This window comes from Citrobacter sp. CFNIH10 (genome assembly GCF_002934585.1).
Lineage (GTDB): Bacteria > Pseudomonadota > Gammaproteobacteria > Enterobacterales > Enterobacteriaceae > Citrobacter_A > Citrobacter_A amalonaticus.
This window is the reverse complement of sequence record NZ_CP026216.1, coordinates 2,737,204-2,763,276: the sequence shown is the minus strand read 5'-3', so window position 1 is coordinate 2,763,276 and position 26,073 is coordinate 2,737,204. Positions and strand designations below refer to the sequence as shown.

The window sequence follows — 26,073 nt, the reverse complement described above, 5'->3', positions numbered from 1 at the left end:
AGAATCACTTATGTCTTTATCGAAAGATAGTATATGGAAGTTGTTGGCTCCCCTGGTCGTCATGGGTGTCATGTTTCTTATCCCTGTCCCGGACGGCATGCCCCCGCAGGCATGGCATTACTTCGCCGTTTTCGTGGCGATGATCGTCGGTATGATCCTGGAGCCGATTCCGGCTACCGCGATCAGCTTTATCGCCGTGACCATCTGCGTCATTGGTAGCAACTACCTGCTCTTTGATGCCAAAGAGCTGGCGGACCCGGCATTCGATGCCGGTAAACAGGCGCTGAAATGGGGTCTGGCGGGGTTCTCCAGTACCACCGTCTGGCTGGTGTTCGGTGCGTTTATCTTCGCGTTGGGCTACGAAGTTACGGGGCTTGGCCGTCGTATCGCGCTGTTCCTGGTGAAATTCATGGGCAAACGCACCCTGACGCTGGGCTATGCGATTGTCATCATCGATATTCTGCTGGCGCCGTTTACGCCATCTAACACCGCCCGTACCGGGGGCACCGTGTTCCCGGTAATCAAAAACCTGCCGCCGCTGTTTAAATCGTTCCCGAACGATCCGTCCGCACGTCGTATCGGCGGTTACCTGATGTGGATGATGGTCATCAGTACCAGTCTGAGTTCTTCGATGTTCGTTACGGGTGCTGCGCCAAACGTGCTGGGTCTGGAATTTGTCAGCAAAATCGCCGGTGTGCAGATTAGCTGGCTGCAGTGGTTCCTGGGCTTCCTGCCGGTCGGTATCATTTTGCTGATCGTTGCGCCGTGGCTCTCTTATGTTCTCTACAAGCCTGAAATCACACACAGTGCGGAAGTCGCCGCGTGGGCGGGTGACGAACTCAAAACTATGGGTACCTTGACGCGTAAAGAGTGGACGCTGATCGGTCTGGTTCTGTTGAGCTTAGGGTTATGGGTCTTTGGCGGTGAAATGATCGACGCCACCGCCGTCGGTTTGTTAGCCGTTTCACTGATGCTGGCGCTGCATGTGGTGCCGTGGAAAGACATTACCAAATACAACAGCGCCTGGAACACGCTGGTGAACCTTGCCACCCTCGTGGTCATGGCAAACGGTTTAACCCGCTCCGGTTTTATTGACTGGTTCGCCAGTACTATGAGCACCCATCTGGAAGGGTTCTCGCCTAACGCGACGGTAATTGTGCTGGTGCTGGTGTTCTACTTTGCCCACTACCTGTTTGCCAGCCTGTCGGCGCACACGGCAACCATGCTGCCGGTGATTCTGGCGGTCGGTAAAGGAATCCCAGGCGTGCCGATGGAACATCTGTGTATCCTGCTGGTGCTGTCCATCGGGATCATGGGCTGTCTGACGCCGTACGCAACAGGCCCAGGGGTCATTATCTACGGCTGCGGCTATGTTAAATCCAAAGACTACTGGCGTCTTGGCGCCATCTTCGGGGTGATTTACATTGCGATGCTGTTGCTGGTTGGCTGGCCGATTCTGGCGATGTGGAACTAGTTCTGACGTAAAACACTGAATGGATCAAGGCCCGCAGGGTAAAGACACCTCGCGGGCTTTTTTTATGGTTAAATAGATACTATTCAGATTTTATATAAGTTCAGAATCATCATGAAACCGACCTGGCAAAAATGGGTGTTGCTCGCCGCCCCACTCCTCCCCCTTTCTACCGCAACCGCCAACGAATTACAGGCAACACAGTACGGCGACTTTGACCGTTATGTGCTGGCCCTCTCCTGGCAGACAGGCTTCTGTCAGAGCCAGCACGATCGGGACCACCGTGAGCCTGACGAGTGTCGCCTGCAAAAAGAGACCGCCAACAAAGTCGATTTTCTGACCGTTCACGGATTGTGGCCAGGGTTACCGAAATCGGTCGCTTCACGCGGAGTCGATGAACGCCGCTGGATGCGCTTTGGCTGCGCCACGCGTCCGATCCCTAATCTGCCGGAAGCTCGCGCCAGTCGCAAATGTTCTGCGCCTGAAACAGGACTTTCGCTGGAAACCGCCGCGAAACTCAGTGACGTTATGCCAGGAGCAGGCGGACGTTCTTGCCTCGAACGCTATGAATACGCGAAACACGGCGCCTGTTTTGGCTTCGACCCGGATGCGTACTTCGGCACCATGGTGCGGTTGAACAAAGAGATCAAGGCCAGCGAATTAGGGGCATTTCTGGGCGAGAATTACGGTAAGAGCGTCAGTCGCCGCGCCTTTGATGCAGCGGTGGCCCAACGCTGGGGAAAAGAGGCCGTCAAAGCAGTAAAACTGAGTTGTCACGGCAATCCGGCTTATCTGACGGAGATCCAGTTCTCGCTGAAGGCCAGTGCCATCAACGCGCCGCTCTCCGCCGACTCGTTTGCCCCGCAACCCCATCCGGGAAACTGTGGTAAGCAGTTCGTCATCGACAAAGTAGGTTACTGATCTTTTGACCCGACGTGAAATCCGCGCCGGGTCAAAAATCAACGTTTCGCACGCGCATCCGGGCGCACCAGATCAAAACGGTGCGACTCGCTGATCGCATAGTAGGCCGTAGGGCCGCCAGCACGCAGCACGGGCTGTGCTTTTGCGGTCTGGTAAATCCCCTCTTCCAGCAGCGTTTCGGCAATATGAATCCCGACAACTTCACCGAGGATCAGCCAGGTTTCGATGGCTTCACCCTGCGCGGTCGTCAGTTGAATACTCTGCGACAGGCGACATTCAAAATTCACCGGGCTTTGCGCAACGCGTGGCACTTTTACCAGCCGACTTTCCGCCTTCGTCAGACCGGCAGCGAAAAATTCATCTTCGCCATGCGGCAGACTGGCAGAGGTTTCATTCATCGCGCTGGCTAATTCTCGGGTGGTCAGGTTCCAGACAAACTCTCCGGTTTCCATGATGTTACGCACGCTGTCTTTCCAGCCAGTGCTGGCAAAACCGATAATGGGCGGATGATAATTGAAACAGTTAAAGAAGCTATAAGGCGCCAGATTATCCCGGCCAGCGGTGTCCTGAGAAGCGATCCAGCCAATTGGCCTGGGGCCAACAATGGCATTCAGCGGGTCGTGCGGCAGGCCGTGTCCCTGCGAGGGTTGATAGAAATACATAGTATTCTCTGATGAATTTAACGTCGGCGAAGCACGAAATGCGCTCCGCTCATCCCCCTGATGGAAGAGGATCAGCGTAGAGCAATCCGTTAAAGATTACGACTGAATAAAGTTGAGCAGATCCTGATTTATCTGCTGCTTATGGGTGGTGCAGATGCCGTGGGAACCGCCCGCGTAGACCTTCAGTTGCGCGTCGGGCAAGATTTCTGCCGCCACTTTGCCGCAGGTTTCAAGCGGGACAATCTGATCGTCATCGCCATGAATGACCAGCGTCGGAATGGTCATTTTGCGCAAGTCTTCGCGCAGATCTGTTTCCGAGAACGCCTTGATGCAGTCGTACAGCGCTTTTATTGAGCCCTGTAATCCCTGCTCAACAAAACTCTCGCGCACGGCTTTCGACTCTTTCGCTCCCGGACGGTTATAGCCGTAGAAGGCGGCAGTGAGTTCATAGAAAAAGGCGGCACGGTCATTGACAACGCCTTCACGGATACCGTCGAACACCTCTTTTGGCACGCCGTTTGGGTTGAAATCCGTTTTCACCATGATAGGCGTCACCGCCCCAATCAATACCGCTTTCGCCACGCGCTGCGTCCCGTGTCGCCCAATATAACGCGCCACTTCGCCACCGCCCGTCGAGTGACCGACGTGCACCGCATTTTGCAGGTTCAGGTGTGCGGTCAGTTCAGCCAGATCGTCGGCATACTGATCCATCGTGTGCCCCTCCCACGGTTGCGCGGAACGTCCATGCCCGCGCCTGTCGTGGGCGATCACCCGATATCCTTTCGACCCCAGAAAAAACATTTGATCTTCAAAGGCATCTGCCGTTAACGGCCAGCCGTGGCTGAAGACAATGGGCTGTCCACTGCGATCACCCCAGTCCTTAAAATACAGATAGCTGCCATCTTTGAGAGTAATTTTGTCGTACTGGCTCATGAGATCTCCTGTAACGGAACGCTGAGAAAGTGACGCGCTCGCGGCGCGCGCTTAAAAAGCATAATGCAAATTTGAGAACGATCACGTTTATCCAATAAAATTCATACCAGCGATGCTTTTTTAGCTATTTACCCGAATGTGAACTAAATCACTTCAAACCCAGGGTAAGTCTCAGTATCATCGGGAGAGTTAAACCCTTGCCGCCAGACGGTGAGGGTTTTCTTTTGGGAATATTACCTGCGGCAAAACGCAGTACTGACGACATGGAGTAAAAATGTCCAGACCAACTATCATCATTAACGACCTTGATGCAGAACGCATCGATCGCTTACTGGAGCAACCCGCGTATGCAGATTTACCCATTGCCGACGCGTTAAATGCCGAGCTGGATCGTGCCCAAATGTGTTCGCCAGAGACCATGCCGCATGACGTCGTGACCATGAACAGTCGTGTTAAATTCCGCAATCTGAGCGATGGCGAAATTCGCGTGCGCACGTTGGTTTATCCTGCGGCGATGACCGACAGCAGTACGCAACTTTCAGTGATGGCGCCAGTGGGGGCAGCGCTGTTGGGCGTGCGTGTGGGCGACACTATTCACTGGGAACTTCCGGGCGGCGTATCCACCCACCTCGAAGTGCTGGAGCTGGAATACCAGCCAGAAGCTGCTGGCGACTTCCTGCGTTAATCCCATCTGCATAAGCGACTTTCCGCTTTACCCAGAGGATGCGCTCGCATCCTCTTTCCGGCATCTTCCGTAAAATCACCCTTTCTTCCTGGTTCGCCTTTCTCCTGACTCGTCCACACTGAATCGGTTTCATTGGCAGGTGCGGTCATGAACGATACATTCAGCATATTACTGGGATTCTTCATTATGGCGGCGATCATCGTCGGCGCCGTGCTTTACCTGGAGAATCACTGGTAGTGAATGAACAAGGAATCGCCGCACATGCGAAAAATACCCTGCAGAAAGCAGACAGAATTATTATTATATGCTTGAATGATTTAAGTATTAATTAACAGGGAGAAACGGGTATGTATAAGACAATCATTATGCCGGTTGATGTTTTTGAAATGGAACTCAGCGATAAGGCGATTCGCCACGCTGAATTTCTGGCGCAGCAGGATGGCGTCATTCATCTTTTGCATGTGCTGCCTGGTTCTGCCAGCCTGAGCCTGCATCGCTTCGCCGCCGACGTTCGTCGTTTTGAAGAACACTTACAGCATGAAGCCGAAACCCGACTGCAAACGATGGTCGGTCACTTCAGTATCGATCCTTCCCGTATTAAGCAGCATGTCCGCTTTGGCAGCGTCCGTGACGTGGTCAATGAGCTGGGTGAAGAACTGAATGCTGACGTAGTGGTCATTGGTTCACGTAATCCGTCAATTACCACACACCTGCTGGGTTCTAACGCCTCAAGCGTGGTACGTCATGCCACGCTGCCGGTACTGGTTGTGCGTTAATCATCTGATGACTGACAAAAAAAGAGGTGCCAGTCGGCACCTCTTTCATTTTGCAGGTGTAGTCTTACTTTCTTTTTTTATGCCGTCTTCGTACGAATCAGGTAATCAAAGGCGCTCAGGGAGGCTTTCGCCCCTTCGCCGGTCGCGATGATAATCTGCTTGTACGGTACGGTGGTGCAGTCGCCCGCCGCAAATACGCCCTTCACACTGGTTTCGCATTTCGCGTCGATGATGATTTCACCCATCCGGTTGCGTTCAATCGCCCCTTCCAGCCAGGTGGTGTTTGGCAACAGGCCAATCTGGACGAAGATCCCCGCCAGTTCAACGTTGTGAACGTCGCCGCTCACACGGTCGCGGTATTCCAGACCAACCACTTTCGTGCCATCGCCTTTCACTTCTGTCGTCTGCGCGTTCAGAATAATATCGACGTTTTTCAGGCTGCGAACTTTGTCCTGCAGTACCTGGTCCGCCTTCATTTCCGGGGCAAATTCCAGCAGGGTCACGTGTTCCACAATCCCTGCGAGATCAATCGCCGCTTCTACGCCGGAGTTACCGCCGCCGATCACCGCCACACGCTTGCCTTTAAACAGCGGACCATCGCAGTGCGGGCAATAGGTGACGCCTTTGGTACGATACTGATCTTCGCCCGGAACGTTCATGTTGCGCCATTTCGCACCGGTAGCAATGATAATGCTGCGCGCTTTCAGTACCGCACCGGAAGCGGTTTCAATCTGATGCAGACCGCCTTCGCTGGCCGCTGGCACCAGTTTGCTGGCGCTCTGGCTGTCGATGACATCCACGTCATAATCATCGACGTGCGCCTTCAGTGCACCAGCCAACTTTTGCCCTTCCGTTTTCGGGACAGAGATGTAGTTTTCGATATCCACAGTATCGAGTACCTGGCCGCCAAAACGCTCACCCATCAGGCCGGTACGAATCCCTTTACGTGCGGAGTAAACCGCTGCTGCTGCCCCCGCAGGGCCGGAACCGACAATCAGAACATCATAAGCATCACGCTGGCTCAGCTCTTCTGCGGCGCGTTTTTCAGCGCCAGTATCCACTTTCGCCACGATTTCCGTCAGCGTCATCCGACCCTGACCAAACTCTTTCCCGTTAACGTAGACAGCCGGTACGCCCATCACGTTACGCTCAGTGATCTCGTTCTGGAACGTGCCGCCATCAATCGCCGTATGCTTGATACGCGGATTCAGCACCGCCATCAGGTTCAGTGCCTGCACCACGTCAGGGCAGTTATGGCAGGAGAGTGAGTAATACGTTTCAAATTCAAAATCGCCGTCAATCTCGCGGATCTGCTCGAGCAGAGACTGCGCTTCTTTTGACGGGTGTCCACCGGTCCACAACAGCGCCAGAACCAGCGACGTAAATTCGTGTCCCAGCGGAGAACCTGCAAAACGCGGCCCCTGCGTTGAACCCGGATTGGTGATCAGGAAAGAGGGTTTGCGCACCGACAGGCTGTTGTCTTCTTTAAAGGTGACTTTCTCTGACAGTCCAGCGATTTCAGCCAGCAGTTCCTTGATTTCCGCCGATTTAGCGCTGTCATCCAGCGTCGCAATCAGCTCAACAGGTTTCGTCAGTTTCTCAAGATAAGCCTTGAGCTGGGTTTTCATATTTGTGTCGAGCATTGTTCTTCCCTCTCTGAAAACATCATCATGCAAGCTGATTTGGCTGAGTCTGCATTAATACAACTTGCGTCATGGTGCTGAATAAAACGGGCACCCATAAGCACCCGTATGTGAGGTAAATTCCCAGTATTTCTTGTCACAGGAAGGCGGCAAGCTTATGAATCCCCGGGAGCTTACATAAGTAAGTGACCGGGTTGAGTAAGCGCAGCCAACACAACTGTGGCATGAAAGACGCCGGAATTTTTAGATTTTACCGACCAGATCAAGGGATGGAGCCAGCGTCGCTTCGCCTTCTTTCCACTTAGCCGGGCACACTTCGCCTGGGTGAGAAGCAACATACTGAGCGGCTTTGATTTTACGCAGCAGGTCAGAAGCATCACGGCCGATACCTTCAGCGGTAACTTCGATCGCCTGGATGATACCCTGCGGGTCAACAACGAACGTTGCGCGGTCTGCCAGACCTTCGTCTTCACGCATGTTGTCGAAGTTACGGGTCAGGGCGCCAGTCGGGTCGCCGATCATCGCATATTTGATTTTGGCGATGGTGTCGGAGCTGCTGTGCCATGCTTTGTGGGTAAAGTGGGTGTCGGTAGAGACGGAGTAAACGTCTACGCCCAGCTTCTGCAGTTCTTCATAATGGTCTGCAACGTCACCCAGTTCGGTCGGGCATACGAAGGTAAAGTCAGCCGGATAGAAGAAGAAGACGCTCCAGCGGCCTTCGGTATCTTTCTCGGTCACTTCGATGAATTCACCGTTTTTGAACGCCTGGTTTTTAAAAGGTTTAATTTTGGTATTAATCAAAGACATCTGTACTTCCTCCATGTTTTCGTTGAGAGATAAGTTACCGAAGATTGACTGACAGGGCTAATGCGTTTCCTTTATCAAATCAATAAGCGTTAGCTAACAAACCTCTCAATTCAACGTTGTGAACGTGCTACGACGCAAAGTAAAAAGGGCCACCTTTGCAGGCAGCCCCGTTACCTGAACTACCCGTGGGTAACTTCAGCGCCAGTGAAACTGGCTATGTGTTGCGCTCTACATTACCTTAACAAAGGCTGTAACAGCGAGAATGATTACACCACCCCACTCCTCAAAGGGCAACGTTCCAGCCTGAGGTCTTATCTATGGCTGTGATAGGTTTCCCCACCGTTCTCGCAATCGCTCTGATTTATAAGGATAAATGATGTTAAAACGTACGCTTTTGCTCTCCCTGCTCCCTCTTTTTGCCTGGGCCGAAGACCTGCCTGCGCCCGTTAAAGCGATAGAAAAACAAGGGATTACCATTATAAAGTCGTTCGATGCGCCCGGCGGGATGAAAGGCTATCTTGGGAAATATCAGGATATGGGGGTCACTATCTACCTGACGCCTGATGGCAAGCAGGCCATTTCAGGCTACATGTACAATGAAAAAGGCGAAAACCTGAGCAATCAGTTGATAGAGAAAGAAATCTATGCGCCTGCCGGACGGGAAATGTGGCAGCGCATGGAAAAAGCCGACTGGCTTCTCGATGGCAAAAAAGAGGCTCCGGTGGTGCTGTATGTTTTTGCTGATCCTTTCTGTCCGTACTGCAAACAGTTCTGGCAACAGGCTCGACCATGGGTGGAGTCCGGCAAAGTCCAATTGCGAACGCTACTCGTCGGCGTCATCAAACCAGAGAGCCCAGCTACCGCTGCTGCCATTCTGGCATCGAACGATCCGGCAAAAACCTGGCATGATTATGAAGCCTCTGGCGGAAAAATGGCACTCACGGTACCCAAAGCGATTTCTCCGGCACACATGAAAATCCTCAATATGAACCAGAAAATCATGGATGATTTAGGCGCAAACGTCACGCCCGCAATTTATTATATGAATAAAGATAACGTTCTTCAGCAGGTCGTTGGCTTGCCTGAAAAAGCGCAACTGGATGCCATGATGACACATCCATAAGTACTACGGGTAATTATATGCCATTAGATATAATTACCCTGAATATTTCTCATAACACGTTGTAAAAATCACTTCGTCATTTAAGCTTTACTTAAGTAACACTCAAACCAGAAAGAAACATTTCTTTGCAAAAACCCTTTGTTTTTAACCACACCAGCTTGTATAGCAAGCATGTAATATCAATTAAAATATATTCAAAACGGATATATGTAAGATAATTTAATTAATTCATTGAATTTATTTAAGTATTGCACGATCCCAAAAAAGTCTTATATTATAGAGGGATATCTATTTCAGGCGAATGACTTTAACGTTTAAGGATAAGCGATACATGTCCGTTTATAAAATATCATTAAACCAAAATGTTCTTGAAGCCGCTGAAGAACGCATCACCTGGACTCTCGAAAATCTTCCCCGCGTATGCGTCTCCTTTTCCGGTGGTAAAGATTCTGGCTTGATGTTACATCTGACGGCCAATATTGCCCGTAAGCTACACAAAAAAATCAATGTGTTGTTCATTGACTGGGAAGCGCAATTTTCCTGTACCATTAGCTATATTACCGCGCTGCGCGAAATGTATGCCGATGTCATCGACCATTTCTATTGGGTTGCCCTTCCGCTCACCACCCAAAACTCACTGTCACAGTTTCAGCCTGAATGGCAGTGTTGGGAACCCAATGCCCAGTGGGTTCGTCAACCGCCGCCAGACGCCATCACCGATCCGGGTTATTTTCCCTTCTATCAATCCGGCATGACCTTCGAACAGTTTGTACGTGAATTTGCCGACTGGTTTTCGAATAAACGCCCGGCAGCGATGATGATCGGGATTCGGGCCGATGAATCCTATAACCGTTTTGTGGCAATCGCCAGTTTACGTAAACAGCGTTTTGCCGATGACAAACCCTGGACGACCGCCGCACCAGGCGGACATACCTGGTATATCTATCCATTGTATGACTGGAAAACAGCCGATATCTGGACCTGGTTTGGTCGCACCAATTTGCCCTGTAATCCGCTCTACAACCTGATGTATCAGGCCGGTGTTCCGGCCCGTTACATGCGTATTTGTGAACCATTTGGCCCTGAACAGCGCCAGGGATTATGGCTCTATCATGTTGTTGAACCGGAAAGATGGGCCGCGATGTGCGAGCGCGTGAGTGGCGTCAGGAGCGGCGGGATCTACGCCGGGCAGGATAATCACTTCTATGGCCATCGAAAAATTCTCAAGCCCGATCACTTGAGCTGGCAGGACTACGCCATGCTGTTACTGCTCAGCATGCCCATCTCCACGGCAGAGCATTACCGCAACAAAATCGCCGTCTATTTACAGTGGTACAAAAAAAACGGCCTCGGTGAGATCCCGCAAACGCAGACGGGTGATATCGGTTCGAAAGATATCCCCTCCTGGCGACGCATCTGCAAAGTGTTATTGAACAATGATTACTGGTGTCGGGCGCTCTCTTTCAGCCCAACTAAACCGAAAAGTTACCAGCGTTATAGCGAACGCATGAAAGCGAAACGCAAGGAATGGGGAATTTTATGCAACAACGATTAACTCAGGACCTTCTTAGCTATCTTTCTGGCTTATCTGATGACGAAAGAATTAAAGCCATCAATGAGTTCAGAAAGGCGATTCACAGCGTCAGTCCATTTCGCAACGAGCCGGTTGACTGTGTGCTATGGATAAAAAACGATCGCATTTCGCCTAACGATTACAATCCTAATAACGTCGCACCACCGGAGAAAAAGCTGCTGCTGAAATCCATTGAGGCGGATGGCTTTACCCAACCCATTGTTGCCACCCAATCCAGTCCGGAAGAGTATGAGATCGTCGACGGTTTTCACCGCCATGAACTGGGGAAAAGCAAAGCCTCGCTTAAATCCCGTCTCAAAGGCTATTTACCCATTACTTGTCTGGAAGGGGAGCGGCATGACCGCATGGCAGCAACTATTCGCCATAACCGTGCTCGTGGCCGTCATCAGATCCACGCGATGTCGGAGATCGTACGTGAACTGGCATTACTGGGATGGGAAGACGAAAAAATCGGTAAGGAACTGGGGATGGACGAGGACGAAGTCCTGCGCCTGAAACAGATCAACGGTCTTCAGGAGCTGTTTGCCAGTCGTCGGTTTTCAAAAGCGTGGACGGTGAAATAACCTGATTATGCCGGATGACGTGCTTATCCGGCCCGAAGATCCTTGAGTTCAACAGCAGCGCGCCCCGCCCTTTCCGCCATAGCGCGCATCCTGACGCTCACGGAAAAACTCCTCATAGGTCATAGGCGTCTGATCCGGATGGGTGATCCGCATATGCTCGACATAGTTATCATAGTCCGGCACGCCAATCATGAGTTTCGCGGCCTGGCCCAGATATTTCCCGGCTTTCGAAAGCGTATCAAACATCATTACCACCTGTCAGAAAATCCCCTCTCCCGATCGGGAGAGGGGCATAATTACACGTTAGTGTGCGCCTTTGGCCTGCGCAACGATCTCTTCCACATTTTCCGGCATCGGCTCATACGGCGTCTCTTTTGCCGTTGGCTTATCCTCTTTCAGCGCCGCCAGGGCGGTCTTGATGGAGAACAGCGCCAGCACCACCACGACCACCATGAAGAAGATAGTCAGGCCCGCATCCAGACGGTTGTTAAACACCAGTTGCGCCAGTTGCGATTCCGTGTACTGCGGCGGGATATTGCCGCTGTCGATCATCGCCTGGAACTTATTGGCAATCGCCAGGAAGCCCACTTTTGTATCCGGGCTGAAGGATTTCTGCCAGCCCGCCGTCAGGGTACAAATCAGCAACCATGCAGTCGGCACCAACGCCACCCACGCATAACGCTGACGTTTCATCTTGAACAGGACAACCGCGCAGAGCATCAGTGCCATACCTGCCAGCATCTGGTTAGCAATACCAAACAGCGGCCACAGGGTGTTAATGCCGCCTAACGGATCCACCACGCCCTGATGCAGGAAGTAGCCCCACGCCAGCACGCACAGTGCGGTCGCCAGCAGGTTGGCAGGCAATGAGTCCGTACGTTTAAGGCCTGGAGAAACGACACCCAGCAGATCCTGCAACATGAAGCGCGCGGCACGCGTCCCCGCATCGACCGCCGTCAGAATAAACAGCGCTTCGAACAGAATGGCGAAGTGATACCAGAAGGCCACATCCATCATCCCACCCAGCGCGCCGTGCAGGATATAGGCCATCCCCACCGCCAGCGTAGGCGCACCACCCGCACGGGAGATAATCGACTGCTCACCCACCTCGTTAGCAATCTGATGCAGCGTGTCCGGCGTAATCGCAAAGCCCCAACTGCTGACCACCTGAGCGGCAGACGCCACCACATCCGCTGTGCCGGCAGGCGCCAGCACGGCCATTGGGCTGTTCATGGCGAAGTAGACGCCCGGATCGATGATGCAGGCAGAAACCAGCGCCATGATGGCGACAAACGATTCCATCAGCATACCGCCGTAGCCAATGAAGCAAGCCTGACCTTCGTTTGCCAGCATCTTCGGCGTCGTGCCGGAGGAGATCAGCGCGTGGAAACCCGAAACGGCGCCACAGGCGATAGTGATAAACAGGAACGGGAACAGGTTACCTGTCCACACCGGCCCGGTACCATCGACGAATTTAGTCAGCGCAGGCATCGTCAGCGTTGGACGCATGATCAAAATGCCAACCGCCAGACCAACAATGGTCCCGATTTTCAGGAAGGTCGAGAGGTAGTCACGCGGCGCCAGCAGCAGCCACACCGGCAGTACCGCCGCCACGAAGCCGTAACCCACCAGCATCCAGGTTAACTGAACCCCAGTGAAGTCAAAGTACGGCGCCCAGGTAGGACTTTCCGCGACCCAGCCGCCGGAAATAATCGCAAACACGAGGAACACCAGACCGATAACCGACACTTCGCCGATACGACCCGGACGCAGATAGCGCAGATAGATCCCCATAAAGATCGCCAGCGGAATCGTAAACGCGACGGTGTAGGTTCCCCACGGACTGTGGGTCAGCGCTTTCACCACGATCATCGCCAGCACCGCAAGGATAATCACCATGATCATGAAACAGGCCACCAGCGCAATCACCCCTGCGGTTGGGCCCATCTCTTCTTTGACCAGTTCACCCAGCGAGCGGCCATCGCGACGCGTCGACACGAAGAGCACCATGAAATCCTGTACCGCCCCGGCTAAAACCACGCCAGCCAGCAGCCAAATCATGCCCGGCAAATAGCCCATTTGCGCCGCCAGAACCGGCCCGACCAACGGACCCGCGCCGGCAATCGCCGCAAAATGGTGACCAAACAAGACTTTTTTATCGGTGGGGACGTAGTCGAGCCCGTCGTTATGGCGTACTGCAGGCGTCATCCGCGTCGGGTCAACCGCCAGCACATTTTTGGCGATGTACAGACCGTAAAAACGATAGGCAATAAGATAGACACAGACCGACGCCACGACTATCCACAGTGCGTTGATCTGTTCCCCACGGTTTAGCGCAATATAACCCAGAGCAAAGGCACCCATTACCGAGAGCACTGTCCAGATGAGGTATTTCCCTGATTTATTCATGGTTGTTATCCGTTTGCGTGTTCCAGAGAAGAGAGATGTTACATTTTGTTTCTATAACATCTTTTCTGGTTTTAACAACCTGACAACCCAATAAACCTGAAGTATCACCGACTATTTACATTGCATTGTTAACTGGATCACTCCATTCACCCGTTAACGCTGCAATCACATAACATTAAGCGTGCTCAGCCCAACACTGCGGTTCCCAGTCGGCAAGTACAGCAACGCCGCCCTTGCTCATCAAACACCACGATTTCCCAGCTCTGGCTTTGACGCCCCAGATGCAGCGGCTGGCAGACACCGCGCACCTTACCCTGCGAAACCGCCCGGTGATGAGTGGCATTCAGTTCTGTCCCAACCACGCATTGCCCGTCGCGGGTCATCAGATAACCCGCCATTGAGCCTAACGTTTCGGCCAGCGCCGCTGAGGCTCCGCCGTGCAGTAAACCAAAGGGCTGGTGTGTGCGGGTATCCACCGGCATTTCGGCTTCCAGCACGTCGTCACCAAGTCGGGTATAGATAATACCCAGATGCGCCACCATCGTGTTCTGACTGGTGGCGTTCAGTTCATCAAGCGTGAAATGACGTTTCCAGATCATCGTTACGCTCCCAGCGTGGAGCCGCCGTCCACCACGATGTCCTGCAACGTAATGTGGCTGGCCAGATCGGAGGCAAGGAACAGAATGGTGTTAGCGATCTCCTGCGGTCGGGCAATTTTGCCTAAGGGAATACCGAGCTTAAACTGCTCACCAAAGCCGCGAATGCGCTGCTGTTCCGCATCATCACTGCCCCACAGCGTGCGCTGCATGTCAGTATCCGTTGATCCTGGCGACACCAGATTACAGCGCACTCCGCTGCCCGCTAGTTCCAGCCCGACGGTCAGCGCCAGACTTTTCAGCGCCGCCTTCGACGCCCCATAGGCGCTCATGCCTATACGTGGCGTATGCGCGGCGTCTGAAGCCACGGTCACTATCGCCCCACCCCGCTGATGGCGAAACTGCGCCATCGTCTGCTGGAACAGGTTAAAAGCACCACCAACGTTAACTGCAAACGTCTGCTGCCAGTCGTGCGGACTCAGCGCGTCGGTCGCGCCCATGCGTAAAATCCCGGCAGCATTCACCAGCACGTCCAGCCGGTCGGTTTGCACCAGCAGGCGCTGACAAACCTCAGCTACCTGCCCGACATCCGCCACATCCATCACTTCGGTAACAAACGGGTAATTCTGCAAAGTGAACTCACGATCGAAGCCCGTGACCTGTGCTCCGGCCTCAACAAACGCCAGCGCCGTGGCATAACCAATGCCTTTACCTGCGCCGGTGACCCACACCGTTTTGCCGTGATAATCGAATCCAGCCATCAGCGCACCTCGCGAGAGAGTAGCGCCCACCAGGCATCAATGGTCGGGTTTTTCGCCAGCATCACGAAGTCGATATCACCATGCACTTTCCGCCAGCGTGCTGCCAGCGCCATCATCCGTACCGAGTCGAGACCGTAATCGATCAGGTTCTCGTCATCCATCGGTTCATCGGACTCATCGAGCAGCGGTAAAATCAGCGCGCGCAGTTCATCTTTGCTGGTTGGTACCGGCGCGGGCAACAACTCCTGAGTCATTACGACGCGACCTGAACGTCCCGCAACATACTTCAGCGACATCAGGTGTTCTTCACGGCTAAAGTCGGCCAGCGCGTCCGCTACCATGAACGGCTTGATATCGCGCATAAAAGCGTCCGTCGCGGTGGTCATGCAACCAATGTGTGCATATACCCCGGTGATAATAAGCTGATCGCGACCGGTTTCTTTCAGCATCAGTTCCAGCGGGGAACGGTGAAACGCGCTGTAACGCCATTTCACCAGTACATTATCGGCTTCATCCGGTGCCAGCGCGGCAACCACTTTTTGCTGCTCTGGTGAGCGTGTCAGTCCGGGCCCCCACATGTCGTTAAGCAGGGCACGATCTTCATCGCTCTGATCTTTCGGCTGTGCGGTGTAATAAACCGGAATATTATGGGCTTTACAGTAATTGCGCAGCGCGGCGATATTGGCGATCACCTGTTCCATCATCGGACAGTTTTCACCCCAGAAGCTGACGAAGTAGTCCTGCATATCGTGGATCAGCAGCGCTGCACGGTCCGGCTCGAACGTCCAGTTGACCTTATTGACCGGAATATCGAGCGCGGTTGGCAGCGCGTAAGCCTGCAGTTTAGGAATTGCCATTGCGTGTTCTCCTTCAGGCCGAACGTGTTGCCAGCCACTGACGTAATTGTTTTTTATCGACTTTACCCACCGGGGTCAAAGGCAGCGCCTCAACGGTTTCCACCCGGTCCGGTAACTTGAATTCAGCGACGCCCTGCTCACGCAGAAAGCGGCGCACCTGTACCGCGCGCAGCGGTTCTTTCACCACCAGATACGCGCAGCTTTTCTCCCCCAGCAGCTCGTCTTCCATACTGACCAGCGCCGCATGGATCACCGCCTGATGACGCAGTAACAGGTTTTCGATCTCTTCCGCGGCAATCTTCTCGCCGCCACGGTTGATCTGATCTTTCTCTCGTCCCTGAACGGTGATGTAGCCATCCTCGTCGATGGCGATCAGATCGCCTGAGCAGTAAAAACCGTTGGCGTCAAATGCGCTGGCGTTATGCTGCGGGCTTTTGTAATAACCGCGGAAGGTATAGGGACCACGCGTCATTAGCCGTCCCGTTTCCCCTTGTGGCTGCGGGTTGCCGTCGGCATCTGCCACCCACACTTCATCATCCGGACACATCGGACGCCCCTGGGTATTGATTACCCGCTCCGGGCTGTCGTCGAGACGGGTATAGTTCACTAAACCTTCCGCCATGCCGAAAACCTGCTGCAACTGGCAGCCGATTTCGGCTGGGATCCGCGCCGCCAGGGATGCAGAGAGGCGCGCACCACCAACCTGCAACAGCTTCAGCGAAGCCAGCTGCGCATTGCTGCCCCATTCATTAATCGCCTGTAACCACAGGCTGACCGCTGGCGGCACCAGCGCCGTCGCGTTGATCTGATGTTTTTCAATCAGCGGGAAGCACAGCGTGGCGCTCGGGTCCGCGGCCAGTACGACCGTTCCCCCCGCCAGAAATACGCCCAGCGATCCGGGTGAACTCATGGCGTAGTTATGCGCAGCAGGGATGGCGCATAAAAAACGCGTATCGGCGGTGAAGTGACAGATTTCATTACTACGACGCACGCTGTAGTAATAGTCGTTGTGGGTTCGCGGGATCAGCTTCGGCGTCCCGGTCGTGCCGCCAGAGAGCTGGAAGTACGCCACCTCATCCGCAGGCGATGGCGTAGCAGTAAACGCGTCTGCCGGCTGGTTTATCGCCGCTTGCAGGCAGTGCTCGCCACTGTCATTGAGCAGATGCACCACGCGAATAGAATTATGCTGAGCAATAAACGTATTCAGAAAATCATTGTCGGCAAACAGCGCGTGCTGACGATCGGCAATCAGCAGCGCGGGCTCGATCTGCGTCGTATACGCGGTAAGTTCAGTGCGTTGATGACTGAACAGCGCAAGCACGGGCGCGACGCCAAGCTTCAGCAGCGCAAAGAACGTGATATACAACTCCGCCACGTTGCCCAGTTGTACCAGCGCGGTTTCGCCGGATTTGATCCCCTGACGGCGCAGCGTACAGGCGAGGTTATCCACCGCCTGGTTCAGTTCACGATAGCTCAACTGGCGCTCACCCTCGATGACCGCCGTATGGTCGCTTTCTGCATGGCGGGTCAAAATATCCGTCAGCGGCAGATCCTGCCAGTAGCCCTTTTCGCGGTACCGACGGGCAAATTCGTCAGGCCACCGGGTGAAAGGAATGCTCATCATCGCTCCTTAATGCAATCCAAAAACGTTCAACATGGTGGAAAGTTTGACGCCGGTTTCACGCCATTCCCCCACCGGTGAAGAGGCCGGGACGATCCCTGCGCCTGCAAACAGACGCACCTGGTTTTTCCGTAATGTCGCGCAGCGGATGGTCACTACCCACTCTCCGTTGCCTTCGGCGTCACACCAGCCGACGATGCCACCAAACAGTTCGCGATCAAACGGCTCCAGTTCGGCAATCAGTTGTTTTGCCACCTGATGCGGGAAACCGCTCAACGCAGGCGTCGGGTGCAGCAGACAAGCCAGCGTCAGGGCGTTTTCTCCGGCATTGGCTGTGCCTTCAAACGGCGTGCCGAGGTGCCAGAGCGTGGGCGTGGTGATGAGCTGCGGTGAAGACGGTAGTTGTAGATCCTGACAGCGATCGCGCAGTACGGTTTTCATCGCCTGCGTAACCAGCTCATGTTCATGGCGATCTTTTTCAGAGGCCAGCAGGCGGTTTCCGGCTTCCCGATCCAGCACGTCATCAGGCTGACGGCGCGCGGAGCCCGCCAGCGGCAGCGAGCTGAAGCGCTCGCCTTCTTTACGCAGCAACAATTCCGGGCTCGCGCCGAGCAAAATGCCGCCATCGCGCAGTGGGACATGGAAGTTGTAACTAACCGGGTTTTGCGCCACCAGACGTTCCAGCAGCGCACCGCTGTTAATCTCAGCGTCGGTGGTGATGTCAATCAGTCGTGACAGCACCACTTTGTCGACTTCAGGCGTCGCTGTCAGCGCAGCGGCGCGCGCGACCATCGCTTCGAACGTCTCCTGCTCGGGAATCGCGTTACGCGCCGTGACGTTGAGTGTTTGATGATCGGTAAAGTAACGTGATGATCGCTGCTTTTCCTGACGAGAAAAGGTCTGCCAGCTCTGAGGAATAAACAGCGACGATGGCTGGCGAGTATCGAACGGAATCGCCCCCACCATAACCGGGTTTGCGATACCCTGCGCTTTGGCATCGGTGAACAGTGCGTGTAATTTTTGTTGGAAGGGGCTGTCTGGCGAATCACCGTTAATGGCGGGTTCATCGAAGCGGGCGAAGCATCCTGACGTCGTGAAACTCCGATACGGCGACATAAAGAAAAAACGCTGGGGTGCAAGTGTTGCCATGGTCTGCTGAACTTCCTCGGCCAAAGACGTATCCATATTATCCTCCAAAAATGATAAAGGTTTTAATAATGATTATCATTTATATTTTCGGGCGCTAACCTAAAAGCAAACAGGCGACATGTCAACTCTTGAGGTAGCACAAAGTGCGACTAACGCTTGCATCCCTTACGCTTAATAATGAAAATGAGAAGCATTAATAACTCAGCACAGGAACTGATTTGTGAGACTGCCTTCCCTGCTCGTTACGCTCTTCGTTTTCGGATTCTCCTCAGCTCATGCGGCGGACTGGCCGCGTCAGGTGACCGACATTCGCGGCAACCATACGCTGGAACGCAAACCTGAACGCATCGTCTCTACCAGCGTCACGCTGACCGGTTCATTACTGGCGATTGATGCACCGGTGGTTGCCAGCGGGGCGACAACCCCCAATAACCGCGTGGCTGACGATCAGGGTTTCTTACGTCAGTGGGGCGACGTGGCAAAAGCACGCAAGTTGACGCGCCTGTATATTGGTGAACCGAACGCCGAAGCGGTGGCAGCACAAATGCCCGATCTCATTCTGATTAGCGCGACCGGCGGCGACTCCGCCCTGGCGCTGTACGATCAGCTCTCGCCTATTGCCCCGACGTTTATCATCAATTACGACGATAAAAGCTGGCAGTCGCTGCTGACGCAGTTGGGCGAGATTACCGGCCAGGAGAAACAGGCCTCCGCACGTATTGCCGAATTTGATAAGCAGCTAACCATCGTTAAGCAGCAGTTGACGTTGCCGCCACAACCGGTGAGCGCGCTGGTCTACACTGCCGCCGCCCACAGAGCCAATCTGTGGACGCCAGAGTCTGCGCAGGGAAAAATGCTGGAGCAACTCGGCTTTACGCTGGCAACGTTGCCTGGCGGGCTGCAGCCCAGCCAAAGCCAGGGGAAACGTCACGATATCATTCAGCTTGGCGGTGAAAATCTGGCGGCCGGACTGAACGGCGAGGCGCTGTTCCTGTTTGCCGGTGACGAGAAAGATGAGCAGGCGATCTACGCCAACCCACTGCTGGCGCACCTGCCTGCAGTACAGAACAAGCGCGTCTACGCCCTGGGCACCGAGTCTTTCCGTCTGGATTATTACAGCGCGATGCAGGTGTTAAACCGTCTCGCCACACTGTTTTAATTGTCATTGCCGGATGGCGGCGATAACGCGTTATCCGGCCAGTCTCACACTAAGCGGGTTCCGGCGGCGTCTGCCGGAATCGACGTAATTCACTGAGTAACAGCAGCAGTAGTAGTCCCACAACCACCAGACCAAAGCCGCTAACGCTCGCCGAAGCCACCGGTGTCATGATCGCTCCCAGACCGCCTAATAACGCCGCACCAATGGCGTCCCCGGTGACGTTTTGCGCCGTCCACAACCCGTTGATGCGCCCTAACATATTTTCCGGCGTCTGCGTTTGCAGCATCGTGTACTGTAACAGCGAACTGATGGCGCTCAGCCAACCAAACAGTGCGAGACACACCACGCCTAACGCCCAGACAGGCATCAGGGCAAACAGGCCAATGGCTAGAAACGACCCGATGGTCGAGGCCAGCATAATTAACCCCGGACGCAGGCTGTGCGCCAGTTTCCCGCTGGTGAGCGCGCCAACCGCCGCCCCAAGCGGGATGGCGGCGTACAACATGCCAATCTGCGCCGCTGACATCTGCCAGCTAATCGCCAGTGCCGGATAGAGTACGCGCACAGCGCTTGCCATCGTCATCAAGCCGCCGAGCAGCGCAATACCGCCGACAAGCGGACTGGCAAGCAGGAAGCGAAACGCCGCGAGTAGCGATTTCAGCGGATGTTCACGCGGTTGTGGCGGTGGCGGCAGTGCCGGAAGACTCAATAGCGGCAGTAAGGTGATAAAGGTACCTGCCGCCGCCAGACCGAAGTTCCAGGCCACACCGCCGGTGGCGAGCAACAGCCCACCCAGCATGGGCGAAATCACCGAGCCCAGACGCACGGTCAGCATGGTAATCGCCCCTGCCTGCATCAGGTTTTCACGCCCCACCAGCGCAGGCGTCGCCGCCAGCAATGCCGTCACGCCCAGCGAGGCAAAAAAGCCGTCCCACAGACCCAGCAGATAAATGGCAATCAACGAAGGCTCCGGCAGCATGGCGTTCAGGCATAAACCGATGAAGCCAATACCGCAGGTACCGCGCGCAAGCAGGATCACTTTTTTACGTTCATAGCGATCGGCGAGGACGCCACCGACCATCAGCCCGACAAACATCGCGCTGCCGGTCAGCGTTACCGAAAGCCCCACCTGCCAGGTGGAATACGTCATCATCTGGATCTGTACGGGTACCGCGACGCCGAGCAGTCCGAGCGAAACAATAGAGATAAAACGGGCCAGGAAGACCGCGCGAAATGCCGGGTGTGTCTTCAGCAAACTGAGGTTCAGCAGCCAGGATTGTCGATTCATTACAACGCCTTAATGCGATCTTTTTTTCATTATCCATTCAATGGCTGCACATGCTAACATAATCAAATAAGATCGATAACGATAATTACTATCATTATCAGGGAAGTTGATATGTCATGTTCTGTTTCCGTGACGCGTGCCCTTGCCGTGCCCGGATTGTTGTTATTACTGGTTATTGCCACGGCATTAAGTCTGACCATCGGTGCAAAATCCTTACCCGTCTCCGTGGTGATGGAAGCGCTCACCGGCACCTGTCAAAGTGCCGATTGCACTATCGTGCTGGACGCCCGCCTGCCGCGAACGCTCGCAGGATTGCTGGCCGGAGGCGCGCTGGGACTCGCCGGGGCGTTAATGCAAACGCTCACCCGCAATCCGCTGGCCGATCCTGGGCTGCTTGGCGTCAATGCCGGAGCCAGTTTTGCCATCGTGCTGGGGGCAGCGCTGTTCGGCTTTTCCACACCGCAGGAACAACTGGTGATGGCCTTTATCGGCGCGCTGGTGGCGTCACTGATTGTGGCGTTTACGGGCAGTCAGGGTGGCGGTCAGTTGAGCCCGGTGCGTCTGACGCTGGCGGGCGTCGCGCTCGCCGCGGTTCTGGAAGGTCTCACCAGCGGTATTTCCCTGCTGAATCCTGACGTCTACGATCAGCTTCGTTACTGGCAGGCCGGTTCACTGGATATCCGCAATCTGCAAACCCTCAAGGTGGTTATTCTGCCGGTGCTGATAGCCGGTACCACTGCGCTGATGCTCAGTCGGGCATTGAACAGCCTGAGTCTGGGAAGTGATACCGCCACCGCGCTTGGTAGCAAAGTCGCGCGTACGCAACTGATTGGTCTGTTAGCCATCACCGTCCTGTGCGGGAGCGCCACGGCGATTGTTGGGCCGATTGCGTTTATCGGCCTGATGATGCCGCATATGTCGCGCTGGCTGGTTGGTGCCGACCACCGTTGGTCGCTCCCGGTGACGCTTATCGCCACGCCTGTTCTGTTGCTTTTTGCCGATATCATTGGCCGCCTGATTGTTCCTGGCGAGCTGCGCGTGTCCGTCGTGAGCGCCTTTATTGGCGCTCCGGTGCTGATCTTTCTGGTTCGTCGTCGTCCGCGAGGTGCCGCATGATGTACGTATCGCGTCGTCTGCTGATCGCGTGCCTGCTGCTGACGGTTGGCTGCCTGAGCTTCGCACTCTGGGGTCTACGCAGTGGCGCAGTGACACTGGAAACCTCGCAAATTATTGCTGCTTTTACCGGCGATGCGCCGCGCAGCCTGACGATGATAGTGACCGAGTGGCGCTTGCCACGCGTGTTGATGGCGCTACTGATTGGCGCGGCACTCGGCGTCAGTGGAGCAATTTTTCAGTCCCTGATGCGTAACCCGCTCGGCAGCCCTGACGTGATGGGCTTTAACACCGGCGCCTGGAGCGGCGTACTGATCGCGATGGTGCTGTTTGGCCAGCATCTGACGGCTATCGCACTGGCGGCAATGGCTGGCGGGATCCTGACGTCACTGGTGGTCTGGCTGCTGGCCTGGCGCAACGGTATTGAAACCTTCCGCCTGATCATTATCGGCATCGGCATTCGTGCCATGCTGTTTGCGTTTAACACCTGGCTGTTGTTGAAGGCTTCGCTGGACACGGCACTGGCTGCCGGATTGTGGAATGCCGGATCGCTTAACGGTTTGACCTGGGCGAAAACCTGGCCTTCTGCGCCAATCATTATTCTCATGCTGGCAGGCGCTGCACTGCTGGTACGGCGCATGCGTCTGCTGGAAATGGGGGATGACAGCGCATGCGCGTTGGGAGTCAGCGTAGAGCGCTCGCGGCTCGCCATGATGCTGGTCGCCGTGGTGTTAACCGCAGCCGCCACTGCGCTGGCCGGACCGATTTCCTTTATTGCGCTGGTTGCCCCACATATTGCCCGTCGCCTGAGCGGCACCGCGCGTTGGGGATTAACCCAGGCCGCGCTCTGCGGCGCACTGTTACTGCTGGCAGCCGATTTGTGCGCACAGCAACTGTTTATGCCTTATCAGCTTCCGGTGGGTGTCGTCACCGTGAGTATCGGCGGTATTTACCTTATCGCCTTGTTAATTCAGGAGTCCCGCAAAAAATGACCGAATCAGTAGCCCGTTTGCGTGGCGACCAGTTAACGCTGGGTTATGGAAAGTTCACCGTTGCCGAAGACCTCAACGTCACTATTCCCGATGGTCATTTCACGGCCATAATCGGACCCAATGGCTGCGGGAAATCGACGCTGTTGCGGACTCTCAGTCGGCTGATGACCCCGGCAAACGGTCACGTCTGGCTGGACGGCGAGCCGATTCAGCGCTATCCCAGCAAAGAGGTCGCTCGCCGCATCGGATTGCTGGCGCAAAATGCCACGACGCCGGGCGATATCACCGTGCAGGAACTGGTGGCGCGTGGGCGCTATCCGCATCAGCCGCTGTTTACCCGTTGGCGCAAAGAAGATGAAGATGCCGTGACGCAGGCCATGCGCGCCACTGGTATTACGCATCTGGCCGGGCAAAGTGTGGATACGCTATCCGGTGGTCAGCGTCAGCGCGCGTGGATAGCGATGGTTCTGGCGCAGGAAACGTCAATCATGCTGCTCGATGAACCGACTACCTGGCTGGATATCAGTCATCAGATTGATTTGCTGGAATTACTGAGCGAACTGAATCGCGAGAAAGGCTACACCCTCGCCGCCGTGCTGCATGACCTCAACCAGGCCTGTCGCTATGCCACTCATTTGATCGCGCTGCGTGAAGGAAAAATTGTCGCAGAGGGCGCGCCGAAGGAAATTGTCACCGCAGAATTAATTGAGAAAATCTATGGGCTGCGTTGCATGATTATCGACGACCCGGTTGCGGGCACACCGTTGGTGGTGCCACTGGGCCGCCGTTAACCGCTGGCCGGAAGGCGCAGAACCTTCCGGTCGGCAATCAGACCAGACGTTCGTTGATCGTGGCGTCATCCCGTTTACGCGATACCATTGCATGCTGGAGAAGTACGCCACCGCAGGCCACAGGTGATGCTGCCAACTTACTGATTTAGTGTATGATGGTGTTTTTGAGGTGCTCCAGTGGCTTCTGTTTCTATCAGCTGTCCCTCCTGTTCAGCTACTGACGGGGTGGTGCGTAACGGCAAAAGCACTGCCGGACATCAGCGCTATCTCTGCTCTCACTGCCGTAAAACATGGCAACTGCAGTTCACTTACACCGCTTCTCAACCCGGTACGCACCAGAAAATCATTGATATGGCCATGAATGGCGTTGGATGCCGGGCAACCGCCCGCATTATGGGCGTTGGCCTCAACACGATTTTACGTCACTTAAAAAACTCAGGCCGCAGTCGGTAACCTCGCGCATACAGCCGGGCAGTGATGTGATTGTCTGCGCTGAAATGGACGAACAGTGGGGCTACGTCGGTGCTAAATCACGTCAGCGCTGGCTGTTTTACGCGTATGACAGGATACGGAGGACGGTTGTGGCGCACGTATTCGGTGAACGCACTATGGCGACGCTGGGGCGTCTTATGAGCCTGCTGTCACCCTTTGACGTGGTGATATGGATGACGGATGGCTGGCCGCTGTATGAATCCCGCCTGAAGGGAAAGCTGCACGTAATCAGCAAGCGATATACGCAGCGAATTGAGCGGCATAACCTGAATCTGAGGCAGCACCTGGCACGGCTGGGACGGAAGTCGCTGTCGTTCTCAAAATCGGTGGAGCTGCATGACAAGGTCATCGGGCATTATCTGAACATAAAACACTATCAGTAAGTTGGAGTCATTACCCAGGCCACAATCCCTCCCAACAGTGCCGCCAGCACGACCACGATCATTCTACCCGGCCCCTGTTTTTTCACCGGTAATGAAGGCTTAAGCTGATATTTGAACGGCGAAAATTTCACGTCCTGAACATTGACGGACTCCAGTTGTTCAACATAATACTGCCGGTTTTTTAGCTCCGCATTCAGTTCAGCCACATCCGTGACTGATTTTTCAATCTCCAGCTTTCGCTGGATCCCATCAGCGCCCAGAGAAATAGAAAAATCAGGATCGTCTTTCACCGCCTGGCCATTACTGTAAACCGGCTTTTTAATTCCGGCGGCATTTGCAATCTCCAGAGAATAATTGAGTCGTTGAATATTGGTATCCAGTTGATTTTTAAGTTTGACGCGCTCCAGAGCCAGACGCTCTTTCTCAAAGCGGGTTTTAACCTCCAGCTGATTGCGAATATTTTCCAGCGAGTCCTTCACGACTATCTCAGAAATAAACTGGATATAGCCCGCCAGTACCTGTTGCGCCTCTTCTTTGGCTGGAGCCGTAAAACTCAGCACCCATGACGTGTACAGTGCTGTTTCATTTTTCTTTCCGACATTGCTGTCTACCGCGCTCATCTTTTCGCTCAGCGCGACAATGGCCCGATGCAGATCCAGTTCATCGATTTTCGCCCCTTTTAACTGCTCCATCACATACGGTGACGAGCGTAAATATTGCTCCAGCAGTGAAGTAGACTGAAATTTCTTGATGAAGAGATTGAAGGTACTGTTACGATCCGCACTGACATCGACATCCAGAACCCGTAATCCCGTCAGCGTTCTTTGCAGATCCTGCCACTGAATTGACTCAGCTGGCGTCACCACCGCTTCGCTGGTCCAGCGTTGTGGCAAAAAGAAAGTGACAAACAACCCCACGCACGCAAAGGCGAGCGTGCACACGATAATGCGTTTTTTAGCCTGCCATAAAATATCAATCAGATTTACTAAATCGATTTCATTATGCTGAGTGTGAGGCAACGGAAAATCAGTAAGTTCCGTATTTTTACCCTGCTGAATATTAAGTGACGGCATACTAAATGTCCCGCTACATGTTCCATGACTATATTCCCTATTAACAGCGTAACAAACACTCTGACCATTCCGAAATGTTAATTCAATAATGAGGCTAATTTCGGAATTTAACCTCTGGAGATAATATTCCGAATGCAATAAACTAATATTATAAATAACCCCCGTGTCCATGAACCGTCGTCACGGGGGAAATAGTTAATCAAAACATTAA

Annotated in this window: 26 protein-coding genes; 13 read left to right on the top strand and 13 right to left on the bottom strand. The window is 54.2% G+C overall.

All coding sequences use genetic code 11. From position 1 onward, the window contains the following. Nucleotides 1-10 precede the first annotated feature (10 nt). Entirely contained in the window at nucleotides 11-1,474 is a 1,464-nt protein-coding gene (gene citT / locus C2U53_RS16630; protein WP_043001443.1) for a citrate/succinate antiporter CitT, read from the top strand. 111 nt (nucleotides 1,475-1,585) lie between these two features. Further along, a complete protein-coding gene (gene rna, locus C2U53_RS16625) occupies nucleotides 1,586-2,392 on the top strand; it encodes a ribonuclease I (RefSeq protein WP_104446140.1) in 807 nt (268 codons plus the stop codon). 38 nt (nucleotides 2,393-2,430) lie between these two features. On the opposite strand, the gene C2U53_RS16620 is transcribed toward rna, so the two are convergent. After that, nucleotides 2,431-3,054: a flavin reductase family protein gene (locus C2U53_RS16620; RefSeq protein WP_054176122.1), complete on the bottom strand. Its 624-nt coding sequence runs from the start codon at nucleotides 3,052-3,054 to the stop codon at nucleotides 2,431-2,433. Nucleotides 3,055-3,150: 96 nt separating this feature from the next. After that, nucleotides 3,151-3,987: an alpha/beta fold hydrolase gene (locus C2U53_RS16615; RefSeq protein WP_043001446.1), complete on the bottom strand. Its 837-nt coding sequence runs from the start codon at nucleotides 3,985-3,987 to the stop codon at nucleotides 3,151-3,153. Nucleotides 3,988-4,261: 274 nt separating this feature from the next. On the opposite strand from C2U53_RS16615, the gene rnk reads away from it, so the two are divergent. From rnk to uspG, 3 genes are all read left to right on the top strand, one after another. Continuing rightward, nucleotides 4,262-4,672: a nucleoside diphosphate kinase regulator gene (gene rnk, locus C2U53_RS16610; RefSeq protein ID WP_043001447.1), complete on the top strand. Its 411-nt coding sequence runs from the start codon at nucleotides 4,262-4,264 to the stop codon at nucleotides 4,670-4,672. A gap of 147 nt (nucleotides 4,673-4,819) precedes the next feature. Next, complete coding sequence (gene yldA, locus C2U53_RS30610) at nucleotides 4,820-4,909, top strand: small membrane protein YldA (RefSeq protein WP_272482625.1); 90 nt, start codon at nucleotides 4,820-4,822, stop codon at nucleotides 4,907-4,909. A gap of 110 nt (nucleotides 4,910-5,019) precedes the next feature. Then, the gene (gene uspG / locus C2U53_RS16605) at nucleotides 5,020-5,448 is read left to right on the top strand and encodes a universal stress protein UspG (RefSeq protein WP_043001448.1); all 429 of its coding nucleotides are present in this window, start codon (nucleotides 5,020-5,022) and stop codon (nucleotides 5,446-5,448) included. Nucleotides 5,449-5,525: 77 nt separating this feature from the next. On the opposite strand, the gene ahpF is transcribed toward uspG, so the two are convergent. Both ahpF and ahpC read right to left on the bottom strand, forming a co-directional pair. After that, on the bottom strand, nucleotides 5,526-7,091 hold the full coding sequence (gene ahpF / locus C2U53_RS16600) for an alkyl hydroperoxide reductase subunit F (RefSeq protein ID WP_044266406.1): 1,566 nt from the start codon (nucleotides 7,089-7,091) through the stop codon (nucleotides 5,526-5,528). Nucleotides 7,092-7,334: 243 nt separating this feature from the next. Beyond that, nucleotides 7,335-7,898, bottom strand: coding sequence for an alkyl hydroperoxide reductase subunit C (gene ahpC / locus C2U53_RS16595; RefSeq protein ID WP_004859485.1), 564 nt, complete (start codon nucleotides 7,896-7,898; stop codon nucleotides 7,335-7,337). A 376-nt stretch (nucleotides 7,899-8,274) separates the two neighbouring features. On the opposite strand from ahpC, the gene dsbG reads away from it, so the two are divergent. The 3 genes from dsbG (at nucleotide 8,275) to C2U53_RS16580 (ending at nucleotide 11,178) form a co-directional block, all read left to right on the top strand. Beyond that, nucleotides 8,275-9,021, top strand: a complete 747-nt coding sequence (dsbG, locus tag C2U53_RS16590) for a thiol:disulfide interchange protein DsbG (RefSeq protein WP_043001450.1) — start codon at nucleotides 8,275-8,277, stop codon at nucleotides 9,019-9,021. Nucleotides 9,022-9,352: 331 nt separating this feature from the next. Further along, nucleotides 9,353-10,576 (top strand): phosphoadenosine phosphosulfate reductase, encoded by a 1,224-nt coding sequence (locus tag C2U53_RS16585; protein ID WP_043001451.1) that lies wholly within the window; start codon nucleotides 9,353-9,355, stop codon nucleotides 10,574-10,576. Next, nucleotides 10,561-11,178, top strand: coding sequence for a ParB/RepB/Spo0J family partition protein (locus C2U53_RS16580; RefSeq protein ID WP_043001452.1), 618 nt, complete (start codon nucleotides 10,561-10,563; stop codon nucleotides 11,176-11,178). Before C2U53_RS16585 ends, C2U53_RS16580 begins: the two co-directional genes overlap by 16 nt. Nucleotides 11,179-11,226: 48 nt before the next feature. Here the strand turns inward: C2U53_RS16580 and C2U53_RS16575 are convergent, their stop codons facing one another. The 7 genes from C2U53_RS16575 to entC form a co-directional block, all read right to left on the bottom strand. Beyond that, complete coding sequence (locus C2U53_RS16575) at nucleotides 11,227-11,424, bottom strand: YbdD/YjiX family protein (protein ID WP_043001453.1); 198 nt, start codon at nucleotides 11,422-11,424, stop codon at nucleotides 11,227-11,229. A gap of 57 nt (nucleotides 11,425-11,481) precedes the next feature. Beyond that, nucleotides 11,482-13,587, bottom strand: coding sequence for a pyruvate/proton symporter CstA (gene cstA / locus C2U53_RS16570; RefSeq protein WP_043001454.1), 2,106 nt, complete (start codon nucleotides 13,585-13,587; stop codon nucleotides 11,482-11,484). Between the two features lie 185 nt (nucleotides 13,588-13,772). Then, entirely contained in the window at nucleotides 13,773-14,186 is a 414-nt protein-coding gene (gene entH, locus C2U53_RS16565; protein WP_043001455.1) for a proofreading thioesterase EntH, read from the bottom strand. 2 nt (nucleotides 14,187-14,188) lie between these two features. Further along, complete coding sequence (entA, locus tag C2U53_RS16560) at nucleotides 14,189-14,944, bottom strand: 2,3-dihydro-2,3-dihydroxybenzoate dehydrogenase EntA (protein WP_104446139.1); 756 nt, start codon at nucleotides 14,942-14,944, stop codon at nucleotides 14,189-14,191. Next, on the bottom strand, nucleotides 14,944-15,801 hold the full coding sequence (locus C2U53_RS16555) for an isochorismatase (protein WP_044266415.1): 858 nt from the start codon (nucleotides 15,799-15,801) through the stop codon (nucleotides 14,944-14,946). Before C2U53_RS16555 ends, entA begins: the two co-directional genes overlap by 1 nt. Nucleotides 15,802-15,814: 13 nt before the next feature. Beyond that, nucleotides 15,815-17,422 (bottom strand): (2,3-dihydroxybenzoyl)adenylate synthase EntE, encoded by a 1,608-nt coding sequence (gene entE, locus C2U53_RS16550; RefSeq protein WP_104446138.1) that lies wholly within the window; start codon nucleotides 17,420-17,422, stop codon nucleotides 15,815-15,817. 9 nt (nucleotides 17,423-17,431) lie between these two features. Continuing rightward, complete coding sequence (gene entC / locus C2U53_RS16545) at nucleotides 17,432-18,607, bottom strand: isochorismate synthase EntC (protein WP_044266421.1); 1,176 nt, start codon at nucleotides 18,605-18,607, stop codon at nucleotides 17,432-17,434. Nucleotides 18,608-18,791: 184 nt separating this feature from the next. Here entC and fepB point away from each other — a divergent pair, with 184 nt between their 5' ends. Continuing rightward, the gene (gene fepB / locus C2U53_RS16540) at nucleotides 18,792-19,730 is read left to right on the top strand and encodes a Fe2+-enterobactin ABC transporter substrate-binding protein (protein ID WP_104446137.1); all 939 of its coding nucleotides are present in this window, start codon (nucleotides 18,792-18,794) and stop codon (nucleotides 19,728-19,730) included. 49 nt (nucleotides 19,731-19,779) lie between these two features. On the opposite strand, the gene entS is transcribed toward fepB, so the two are convergent. Further along, nucleotides 19,780-21,018, bottom strand: coding sequence for an enterobactin transporter EntS (gene entS, locus C2U53_RS16535; protein ID WP_104446136.1), 1,239 nt, complete (start codon nucleotides 21,016-21,018; stop codon nucleotides 19,780-19,782). A gap of 111 nt (nucleotides 21,019-21,129) precedes the next feature. Here entS and fepD point away from each other — a divergent pair, with 111 nt between their 5' ends. The 4 genes from fepD to C2U53_RS16505 all read left to right on the top strand — a co-directional run bounded on the left by fepD (nucleotide 21,130) and on the right by C2U53_RS16505 (nucleotide 24,789). Further along, entirely contained in the window at nucleotides 21,130-22,134 is a 1,005-nt protein-coding gene (gene fepD / locus C2U53_RS16530; protein ID WP_044256630.1) for a Fe(3+)-siderophore ABC transporter permease, read from the top strand. Further along, complete coding sequence (fepG, locus tag C2U53_RS16525) at nucleotides 22,131-23,123, top strand: iron-enterobactin ABC transporter permease (RefSeq protein WP_043001463.1); 993 nt, start codon at nucleotides 22,131-22,133, stop codon at nucleotides 23,121-23,123. Before fepD ends, fepG begins: the two co-directional genes overlap by 4 nt. Beyond that, entirely contained in the window at nucleotides 23,120-23,914 is a 795-nt protein-coding gene (gene fepC / locus C2U53_RS16520) for an iron-enterobactin ABC transporter ATP-binding protein (protein ID WP_043001464.1), read from the top strand. The genes fepG and fepC overlap by 4 nt, the downstream gene beginning before the upstream one ends. Before the next feature lie 177 nt (nucleotides 23,915-24,091). Further along, nucleotides 24,092-24,789 (top strand): IS1-like element IS1A family transposase gene (locus tag C2U53_RS16505; protein ID WP_223195251.1). Its coding sequence is split into 2 segments (ribosomal slippage): nucleotides 24,092-24,341 and nucleotides 24,341-24,789, totalling 699 coding nucleotides; the frame shifts between segments, so codons are not numbered across the junction. On the opposite strand, the gene wzz(fepE) is transcribed toward C2U53_RS16505, so the two are convergent. Beyond that, on the bottom strand, nucleotides 24,783-25,862 hold the full coding sequence (gene wzz(fepE) / locus C2U53_RS16500) for an LPS O-antigen length regulator Wzz(fepE) (RefSeq protein WP_104446135.1): 1,080 nt from the start codon (nucleotides 25,860-25,862) through the stop codon (nucleotides 24,783-24,785). The two genes, C2U53_RS16505 and wzz(fepE), sit on opposite strands and share 7 nt — an antisense overlap. Nucleotides 25,863-26,073: the final 211 nt, after the last annotated feature.

What these genes read in the sequence shown, in the direction of transcription:
- citT (WP_043001443.1), top strand. Translation starts at nt 11, where the DNA reads ATGTCTTTATCGAAAGATAGTATATGGAAGTTGTTGGCTCCCCTGGTC.
- rna (WP_104446140.1), top strand. Translation starts at nt 1,586, where the DNA reads ATGAAACCGACCTGGCAAAAATGGGTGTTGCTCGCCGCCCCACTCCTC.
- C2U53_RS16620 (WP_054176122.1), bottom strand. Translation starts at nt 3,054, where the DNA reads ATGTATTTCTATCAACCCTCGCAGGGACACGGCCTGCCGCACGACCCG.
- C2U53_RS16615 (WP_043001446.1), bottom strand. Translation starts at nt 3,987, where the DNA reads ATGAGCCAGTACGACAAAATTACTCTCAAAGATGGCAGCTATCTGTAT.
- rnk (WP_043001447.1), top strand. Translation starts at nt 4,262, where the DNA reads ATGTCCAGACCAACTATCATCATTAACGACCTTGATGCAGAACGCATC.
- yldA (WP_272482625.1), top strand. Translation starts at nt 4,820, where the DNA reads ATGAACGATACATTCAGCATATTACTGGGATTCTTCATTATGGCGGCG.
- uspG (WP_043001448.1), top strand. Translation starts at nt 5,020, where the DNA reads ATGTATAAGACAATCATTATGCCGGTTGATGTTTTTGAAATGGAACTC.
- ahpF (WP_044266406.1), bottom strand. Translation starts at nt 7,091, where the DNA reads ATGCTCGACACAAATATGAAAACCCAGCTCAAGGCTTATCTTGAGAAA.
- ahpC (WP_004859485.1), bottom strand. Translation starts at nt 7,898, where the DNA reads ATGTCTTTGATTAATACCAAAATTAAACCTTTTAAAAACCAGGCGTTC.
- dsbG (WP_043001450.1), top strand. Translation starts at nt 8,275, where the DNA reads ATGTTAAAACGTACGCTTTTGCTCTCCCTGCTCCCTCTTTTTGCCTGG.
- C2U53_RS16585 (WP_043001451.1), top strand. Translation starts at nt 9,353, where the DNA reads ATGTCCGTTTATAAAATATCATTAAACCAAAATGTTCTTGAAGCCGCT.
- C2U53_RS16580 (WP_043001452.1), top strand. Translation starts at nt 10,561, where the DNA reads ATGCAACAACGATTAACTCAGGACCTTCTTAGCTATCTTTCTGGCTTA.
- C2U53_RS16575 (WP_043001453.1), bottom strand. Translation starts at nt 11,424, where the DNA reads ATGTTTGATACGCTTTCGAAAGCCGGGAAATATCTGGGCCAGGCCGCG.
- cstA (WP_043001454.1), bottom strand. Translation starts at nt 13,587, where the DNA reads ATGAATAAATCAGGGAAATACCTCATCTGGACAGTGCTCTCGGTAATG.
- entH (WP_043001455.1), bottom strand. Translation starts at nt 14,186, where the DNA reads ATGATCTGGAAACGTCATTTCACGCTTGATGAACTGAACGCCACCAGT.
- entA (WP_104446139.1), bottom strand. Translation starts at nt 14,944, where the DNA reads ATGGCTGGATTCGATTATCACGGCAAAACGGTGTGGGTCACCGGCGCA.
- C2U53_RS16555 (WP_044266415.1), bottom strand. Translation starts at nt 15,801, where the DNA reads ATGGCAATTCCTAAACTGCAGGCTTACGCGCTGCCAACCGCGCTCGAT.
- entE (WP_104446138.1), bottom strand. Translation starts at nt 17,422, where the DNA reads ATGAGCATTCCTTTCACCCGGTGGCCTGACGAATTTGCCCGTCGGTAC.
- entC (WP_044266421.1), bottom strand. Translation starts at nt 18,607, where the DNA reads ATGGATACGTCTTTGGCCGAGGAAGTTCAGCAGACCATGGCAACACTT.
- entS (WP_104446136.1), bottom strand. Translation starts at nt 21,018, where the DNA reads ATGAATCGACAATCCTGGCTGCTGAACCTCAGTTTGCTGAAGACACAC.
- fepD (WP_044256630.1), top strand. Translation starts at nt 21,130, where the DNA reads ATGTCATGTTCTGTTTCCGTGACGCGTGCCCTTGCCGTGCCCGGATTG.
- fepG (WP_043001463.1), top strand. Translation starts at nt 22,131, where the DNA reads ATGATGTACGTATCGCGTCGTCTGCTGATCGCGTGCCTGCTGCTGACG.
- fepC (WP_043001464.1), top strand. Translation starts at nt 23,120, where the DNA reads ATGACCGAATCAGTAGCCCGTTTGCGTGGCGACCAGTTAACGCTGGGT.